General features: G+C 75.0%; 8 protein-coding genes. 3 read left to right on the forward strand and 5 right to left on the reverse strand.

Annotation, left to right across the window (positions count from 1 at the left end):
* The 3 genes from V7793_RS29455 to V7793_RS29465 form a co-directional block, all read left to right on the forward strand.
* A partial coding sequence (locus V7793_RS29455) for a DNA-3-methyladenine glycosylase family protein (RefSeq protein ID WP_443058019.1) occupies positions 1 to 616 on the forward strand: 616 nt, incomplete at its 5' end.
* 106 nt (positions 617 to 722) lie between these two features.
* A complete protein-coding gene (locus V7793_RS29460) occupies positions 723 to 1238 on the forward strand; it encodes a methylated-DNA--[protein]-cysteine S-methyltransferase (protein WP_336012098.1) in 516 nt (171 codons plus the stop codon).
* Entirely contained in the window at positions 1235 to 2488 is a 1254-nt protein-coding gene (locus tag V7793_RS29465; RefSeq protein WP_336012100.1) for an MFS transporter, read from the forward strand. The genes V7793_RS29460 and V7793_RS29465 overlap by 4 nt, the downstream gene beginning before the upstream one ends.
* Here the strand turns inward: V7793_RS29465 and V7793_RS29470 are convergent.
* The 5 genes from V7793_RS29470 to V7793_RS29490 form a co-directional block, all read right to left on the reverse strand.
* On the reverse strand, positions 2404 to 3774 hold the full coding sequence (locus V7793_RS29470; protein ID WP_336012103.1) for an alanine racemase: 1371 nt from the start codon (positions 3772 to 3774) through the stop codon (positions 2404 to 2406). The genes V7793_RS29465 and V7793_RS29470 overlap by 85 nt on opposite strands.
* Complete coding sequence (locus V7793_RS29475; protein ID WP_336012104.1) at positions 3774 to 4841, reverse strand: amidinotransferase; 1068 nt, start codon at positions 4839 to 4841, stop codon at positions 3774 to 3776. The genes V7793_RS29470 and V7793_RS29475 overlap by 1 nt, the downstream gene beginning before the upstream one ends.
* 46 nt (positions 4842 to 4887) lie before the next feature.
* The gene (locus tag V7793_RS29480; protein WP_336012106.1) at positions 4888 to 5904 is read right to left on the reverse strand and encodes a fatty acid desaturase family protein; all 1017 of its coding nucleotides are present in this window, start codon (positions 5902 to 5904) and stop codon (positions 4888 to 4890) included.
* A 40-nt stretch (positions 5905 to 5944) separates the two neighbouring features.
* On the reverse strand, positions 5945 to 6934 hold the full coding sequence (locus V7793_RS29485) for a hypothetical protein (protein ID WP_336012109.1): 990 nt from the start codon (positions 6932 to 6934) through the stop codon (positions 5945 to 5947).
* Positions 6931 to 7584, reverse strand: a 654-nt coding sequence (locus V7793_RS29490; protein WP_336012111.1) for a metallopeptidase TldD-related protein, incomplete at its 5' end; no start/stop codon positions are given. The genes V7793_RS29490 and V7793_RS29485, both read right to left, overlap by 4 nt.

Below are 7584 nucleotides of genomic sequence, written 5' to 3' on the forward strand. Positions count from 1 at the left end.
GATCGGGGACGCCCTGCGCCCCGACCCGTGGATCGGGCCGCTGGTGCGGGCCGCGCCGGGGCTGCGGATGCCCGGGTGCACGCACGGCTTCGAGCCGGCCCTGCGGGTGGTCCTCGAACAGTTCGCCTCCCTGGCGGAGGTGCGCGCGGTCTGCACGCGGATGGCCGCGCACTGCGGCGAGCCGGTCCCGGCGGCCGGCGAGGGCCGCCCCTGCCGGCTCTTCCCCTCCGCCCAGGCGCTGGCGGACGCCGATCCGGCCGCGTTCGGCCTCGCCGGGAGACCGGCGGCCGCCGTCCGGGCCCTGGCCGGTGCGGTGGCCGCGGAGAAGCTGTCCCTCGAACGGGACGCCGACCGGGAGGAGACCGCGGTGCGGCTGCGCGAGCTGCCCGGCGTGAGCGGCTGGGCGGCCCAGCGCATCGCGATGCACGCCCTGGGCGACCCCGACGCGTTCGCCCCGCAGGACCCGCAGGTACGGACAGCCGCGCAGGCCCTGGGCCTGGCCGGGGGCCTGGAGGAACACGCCCGGGGCTGGCAGCCGTGGCGCTCGTACGCGGCCCTCCACCTACGGGAGGCCGGGCGCGCACGGCCTGCGCCCTTCGTCCGGCGGCCGTCCTGACGTCGGCTGCGGTCCCACGCCCCTGAAAGGGGCGCGGGGAACTGCGCGACCAGCCACATCCGACCTGCAGCCGACGAACCGCATTCCACGGAGCCGAAGGAGACCGGTGAACGCACAAGGCCTGCGCAGCACCACGCTGCCCACCCCGCTGGGTCCCTTCAGCCTGCTGACGATCGAGGACGGCATTCTCGCCGCCGGCTTCACGGCGGACCCGGCCGCCCTCCGGGCCGAGCTGCCCCCTCCGTGGCGCGACGGCGACCCGTCGGCGGGCGCGGCCCCCGAGCCGTTCGCGTCCGCGCTCGCCGCCTACTTCGACGGCGAGGTCGAGGCGATCGACGCGCTGCCCGTCGTGCAGAGCGGCAGCGGCTTCCGGGCGGCCGCCTGGCGGGAGATGCGCCGGGTGCGGCCCGGTACGACGGTCAGCTACCAGGAGCTGGCGGCGTCCGCGGGGAAGCCGGGCGCGGCGCGGGCCGCAGGCGCCGCGTGCGCGTACAACCTGGTGCCGCTGGTCGTCCCGTGCCACCGCGTCCGCCGCTCGGACGGCTCGCTCGGCGGCTATTACTACGGCCTCGCGGTCAAGCGGTGGCTGCTCGATCACGAGAGGGGTGCGGGCAGCCGGTGAACGCGTACTGGCGGGTGCTGCGGTCGGGGGACTTCGGGCGGCTGTGGCTGGGCGCGTCCGTGTCGCTGCTGGGTGACGGGATGACGTTCCTCGCGCTGGCGTGGCTGGTGCTCGACGAGGGCGGCACCGGGCGGCTGGGGCTGCTGGGTGTCTGCTTCACGGCTCCGGTGGTCGTGGGCGGCCTGCTCGTGGGGCCGCTGCTCGACCGGTTCGACAAGCGGATGCTGCTGATCGCGGACAGTGTGTTCCGGGCGGCGTGCGTGGCGTCGGTTCCCCTCGCGGCGGCCGCCGGCGGGGTGCCGGTGTGGCTGCCGTTCCTGGTGGCGGTGGTCTACGGCCTGCTCAAGATGGTGCCGCTCGCCGGGTTCCCCGCCGCGATCCCGCAGCTCGTCGGGGACCGCGACCTCGACACCGCGAACGCCCTCGAATCGCTGAGCTTCAGCGTGGCGACGGTCGTCGGCCCGGCGGCGGCCGGCGTCCTGGTGGGGGCGATCGGCGCCCCTCAGGTGCTGCTCGTCGACGCGGCGTCCTATCTGGTCTTCGCGGCGCTGGTGGCGACCGTGCGCCGGCCGCTGCCGCCTCCCTCGCGGGCGGGGCGGCAGGCCGGGAAGCAGGCGCCGAAGGCGTCGCTGAAGGACGTCGCGCGCGACCGGGTGATCGTCTCCACGACGGTCGCCTTCATGCTCTTCAACATCGCCGACGGGATGCTGATCCTGGTCGTCGGGCCCTGGCTGGCGAAGAACGAGCTGCACGGCGGCGCCTCGGTGCTGGGCGCGCTGACGGCGGCCCTGGCGGCCGGGGAGGTCCTCGGCGCGGCGGTGGCCGGCGGGGGCCGCCTCGGGCCCGCGTCGGTGCGGCTGATCGGGCTGGTCCAGACGGGGGCCGCGCTCTCGTTCCTGGCCGTGCTCGGGGCGCCCCTGGAACTCGTGGTCGGCGCCGGATTCTTCGCGGTGGGACTGCTGAGTGCGCCCATGACCGTATGGGCGCAGTCGCTGCGGATGCGGCGCATCCCGCCGGAGCTGCACGGGCGGGCCTTCGCCGGGCTGCGCACGCTGATGACGGGCACGGCGCCGCTCGGGGCGGTGATCGCCGCCCCGCTGCTGTCTGGCGGCAACCTCGCTGCCGCGGCCGTGACGATGGCCTGCTGCGCCGGGCTGCCGGGCCTCTACCTGCTGTTGTCCTCCACGGGCGAGGGCTCCGCTCCCACCGCTGCCGCCGGGCCGGTGCCCGAGCGGGCCGACACCCGCTGAGGTGTGTTCACCACCGTGTTCACCACCGTGTGCACCGGCGGCCGGCGCCCGAGGAAGCCGCGCAGGGCGAACTCCCAGCCGTAGGCGCCCGCCAGGGGGAAGACCACGAGGTCCCCGGCGCGCAGCCGGCCGACCCGGATGCCGCGGGCGAGGATGTCCTCGGGCGTGCACAGCGGTCCGGCGAGAGAGACGGTGGTGTCCATCAGGGCGGGGCGGGGGCAGGCGTAGGGCCAGCGGTCGACGTCCACGACGGCGGCGTCGAGGGCGACTTCCAGGAGGGCGGGCAGCATGAAGTGGTTGATGCCGCCGGCGAGGACAGCGAACCGGCTGCCGGCCACCTCCTTCACGTCCGTCACCTGGGCCGCGTAGTAGCCGCTGTCCGCCACGAGCCAGCGCCCGGGTTCGAGGACCACGCGTACGCCCGGCGGGGGCGGGTCGGCGCGCAGCCGGGCGGCGAACCGGCCGAGGTCGAAGGGCGCTTCGCCGTGCGGAGCGACGCCGAGGCCGCCGCCCGCGTCGAGCACGCGCAGGGCGAATCCGTGCGCGCGGGCCGCCCGTACGGCCCAGTGCAGCCGTGCCTGCACGTGGGCGGCGTGGGCGTCGGCGTCGAGGTTGTTGGACACCACGTGGAAGTGGTAGCCGGCGAGGTCGAGTCCGGGCAGGGAGCGCGCGACGGCGGCCGCCTCCGCCAGCGCGTCCTCGCCGATGCCGAACTGGGTGGCGTGGCCGTCCATACGCAGCGCGCCCTGCAGCGGCCCGGTGGCCGCGTTGACGCGGAGCACGACCTGGATGCGGCGGCCGGCCCGGTCGGCCGCGGCGGCGATCCGGTGGAGTTCGAGGGTGCTCTCGGCGCTGACGAAGTCCACACCCGTCCGGGCCAGGGCCGTCAGCATGGCGTCGGTCTTGCCGGGCCCGGTGGCGATCAGGGCCCGGGCGGAGGCTGCGCGGGCCGCCCCGGCCTCGCCCTCGGAGGAGACGTCGAATCCGTCGGTGCCGGGGGCGAGCGCTTCGAGCACGGCCGGGCAGGAGTTGGCCTTCACGGCGTAGAAGACCTCCGCCCAGTCCGGGAGGCGGGCGCGCAGCAGCGCCGCCCTGCGGCCCGCCGCGGCCGGGTCGTGCACGTACGCGCACAGCGGCTCCGGCCCGGCCTCTTCCGTGAGCCGGCGCAGCCGCTCGGCGACGGGGCCGGGCAGGGCCGAAGCAGGCAGGGCCGGGCGGGCGCCGGTGCCCGGCGACCACTGCTGGGCGGGCCAGGGGACGGCCGCGGCGGGCTGCGTGGCGGCCATCAGAAGTACGTCTCCAGGGGACCGGTGCGCCGGATGTCCAGGGTGGCGCAGTGGAAGGCGCCGCCGAAGGCCGTGTAGTGCTCGAAGGTGCAGGGGACGGGGTCGAACCCCCACTGTTCGAAGGCCTTGATGAGTGGTGTCTGGGACCGTTCGACGACCACGTGGTCCGGGTCGAGCATGAACACGTTCAGGCTGCTCCACGCGCTCATCAGCCCCCGCTGCATGACCGGGGTGACGACCGGGTCCGGGGGGATGAGCACGTCCCAGGACCGGAAGACGGAAGGAAGCCCTTCGGGGTCGATGAACTCGGGGTTGACCAGGACCTTTCCGGGGGCCAGGGGCAGCAGGGAGGTGTCGATGTGCATGGCCCGCGGGTAGCGCGAGACGACTTCGTGGACGCGGTAGTCCGGGCCGAGGTGCCGGCGGAGCCACTCCAGGCCGAGGGCGTTGGTGACGTGGCTGCGCTCCATGAACAGGTCACGCCCGCAGCGCATGACGTCGGCCGCGTCGAAGACCGGCTCGGCCTCGGTGACCAGGTACGTCATCTCCTGGTCCGGGGGCGGGATCTCGTAGCCGGGGCGGTACTGCGCGTCGAGGAGGCGGGGCTTGGGGGCGGCGGTCCAGCGGGCGCCGCGCTCGAAGTACTCGGTGAGCAGGCCGCGGTAGGGCCAGGTCTCGAAGTACCGGTTGCGGTCGGCCATCGGCACCTCGATGATCTCGTCCCCGACGACGAGCAGGAGGTCGCGGGGGTTCGCGGCGGAGATGCCGTTGGCGACCGCCCAGGCGGGGGTGGCGAACGGGCGGGAGGTGTCGGGCGGGTCGGGGCGGCGCACGGTGACGTGGGCGTCGTGGAGGATGCCGATGAACTCCTCCAGGCCGCGCTGTGCCTCCTCCACCACGTCCCGGGGCATCCGGGTGCCGGCGGCGGCGCCGAGGTGCTCCTGCGCGGCGGGCGGTACGGAGATGCGGTCGAGCACCTCCCACGACGACGTCATCGCGCCGTCGACCCTGCCGACGACGACTTCCTCCAGCGGGTCCCATTCGTTGTGCGAGGAGACCACGGGCATGAGGGGGCTTCCTTCCGTGAGAGGCGGCGGGACGACGAGGACGGTGCTAGCGGGTCATGCAGTTCTCGTCGCTCTCGCGGCCGCCCTGGTAGGCGATCTCCCCCTTGATGACCTTGCGGTAGAAGCTCCAGTACGAGGTTTCGGTGACGAGGATCCTCTCCTGCATGGCGGCGTGCAGCTGCGGCACGTTCACCATGGGGACGCCCTGGTGGTAGTGGTGCGCGGTGTGCAGGTTGTTGTAGTTGGTGAGCCAGCGGGCGAAGCGTGAGGCGTGGATGGTGCGGGTGTTGCTCAGGACGTTGTCGTCGGTCTGGGTGTTCAGGCCGAAGTGCTCGGGCATCTCGATCAGGAAGTGCGCCGCCTCGCTCACGAGGAGGGCGGGGGCGAACCAGGCCAGGACGACGAACCAGTCACGGGTCAGCACGCCGGCCGCGACCGCGCCGGCCAGCAGGACGAGCAGCAGGGCGTACTCGTTCTGGACGGCCCGTCCGGCGCGCGGCCGATCGACGCCGGGGATGGGGCGCCGGGCGGCGCCGCGGCCCAGGTTGCGCAGGACGTCGGCGTAGCGGCCGGGGTGGAACGCGGCGAGGGCGAAGCCGTGCAGGCTGTCGAGGCCGTGGAAACGGTAGTTGAAGAACTCCTGGTTGCGGGGGGTGCCGAGGAAGGCGTGGTGCCGGAGGTGCTCGTACTTGTAGTGGGAGTACGAGCTGAACATGAAGACCCCGCAGACGAAGCCCCAGGTCCGGTTCGCCCACCGGGCGTGGAAGGCGTGCTCGTGGAGGCACTCGTGCTGGAGTTCCACCAGGTAGGCGTACATCACGCCGAGGACGAGGACGGCGGCCGCGCAGGTGACGGGGTTGCGGAATTCCAGCAGGGCCGTCCAGCAGACCACGATCACGGCGAAGGCGACGGCGATCTTGGCCATGAAGCGGCGCGGGCGGCGTTCGAAGTACGACGCCGGCAGGCCGCGCCGGGTGTCCGTGCCGCGGACGGGCGCCAGGGCCACGTCGTGGGATCCGTCGAGGTTGAGCTGTTCCCCTTCGTGGGGAGCCGTGCGGGACATGGCTGTTCTCCTTCTGCGAGGGGTGTGGGCGCTCCGCGGGTTACGGATGCGCGGGGGCGATCAGCCGGCCGGCCGTCAGTGCCGTGGTCACGCCGGGGGCCTGCGCGTAGGACTCCCGGCCGATCGGGTCGCGGGCGAGTGCCGGGCGGGCCGGGGAACAGGCGGCCCCGGCCTCCCGCAGGAGTGCGGCGGGGGCGCCCCTGACCCGCAGGAGTCCTCTCCCCCGGGCCTCTTCCGCACCGTCCACCAGGCAGTACGCCGCGAGCCAGGCGGGGCGGCCGTCGGCGGAGCGGCCGCAGGGGGTGAGGGAGTCGAGGAGGAGGGCGCGCCGGGGGAAGGGCGCACGGGGGCGGTGGTCCGGTGCGGCCGGGGGGCGGGTGCCGGTGCCGAAGGTGCCGTGCGGCACCAGCCAGCGGTCCGGCTCGGCCAGCAGCTCGCAGGCCCGGCGGAGGTCGGCGTGCCGGCGGCCGGTCGCGGTGACGAGCCCGCGGAGGGGGAAGTCGTGCGGCGGGTAGGGCGAGGAGCATCGGCTGCCGGGCCCGCCCGCCGTGCCGGCCTCCTCCTGGGCGGCCGCGGTCAGCGCCAGCAGCGCGGCGGGGCCGAGGACGACGGGGTCGCCGGGGCGGATGTCGCCGGGGTCCGCGGCGGACGCCCAGGGCAGGGAGCGGGGCGGGCCGGTCCCGTCCTTGAGGTGGAGCACGCGGTCGCGGTCGCGGACGAGGAGGTAGGTACGCGTGGACAGGGCCACGCGGATCCCGTCGCACATGACGTCCGTCGTGATGCGGCCGGTCTCCACGAGCAGGCCGTCCTCGCCGAGTGCGGGTACGGCGCGGTCGCGGAGCGCGCGGTGGACGGCCCGGGCGCGGCGCCCCGGCTCCTCGCCGGTGCGGACCGCCCCGGTCGAGGACAGCCGCCACGCGCCGGGCTCGTCGGAGGCGGCGGTCATGGCCAGCCGGGTGCGCGTCTCGCCGGTGCCGGGATCCAGGCGCACGATGTCGTGGCTGCGGGTGACGGTGACGGCGGGGGTCACGGCGTGCACCGCAGGCGGGAGAGGCGGAGGGCCGGCGCGCACATGCCGACGTCGAACAGCAGCTGGCCGTCCTTCCCGCACAGCGCGTTGTCGCCGAACTCGGTGCGGGCGCCCGTCTCCACGACGCGGGTGAGGACGTCGGCGCGCTCGCGCAGGCGGCCGCGGACGTACTCGCCCGTACGGCGGCCGGAGCGGATCCGCTCGCCGAGCACCAGGCGGGCCTCCAGGGTGGCACCGGTGCGGATGCCGTCCGCGAGCCGGTGGACGAGGAGCCCGTGGCCGGCGTTCTCGACGAGCGCGTCGGTCCCCGCGTCGCCGGGCCGGCAGACGACGTTCGACATGCGGGGCAGCGGCCGGTGCAGCACCGAGGCGGCGCGGCTGTTGGCGGTGGGCATCGCCGACCCGGCGGCGGCGCTGGAGAGGCTGTGCAACTGGCGCACGAGCCTGCCCTCGTGCACGATCCGCTGCCGGCCGAGGCACACGATGCCCTCGTCGTCGGTGTCGTAGTGGGCCGGACCGCCCTCGGCGAGGGGGTCGTCGTCCAGGGTGATCAGCTCGCCTGCCACGCGGCAGCCGAGCCGGTGGGCGAGGGCGGGCGTGCCGCCGGGGGACGCCTCGGCGAAGTGGCCCGCCGCCTCGTGCAGCAGGAC

Origin of the sequence: Streptomyces sp. KLMMK (assembly GCF_036961605.1) — a bacterium.
GTDB lineage: Bacteria > Actinomycetota > Actinomycetes > Streptomycetales > Streptomycetaceae > Streptomyces > Streptomyces telluris.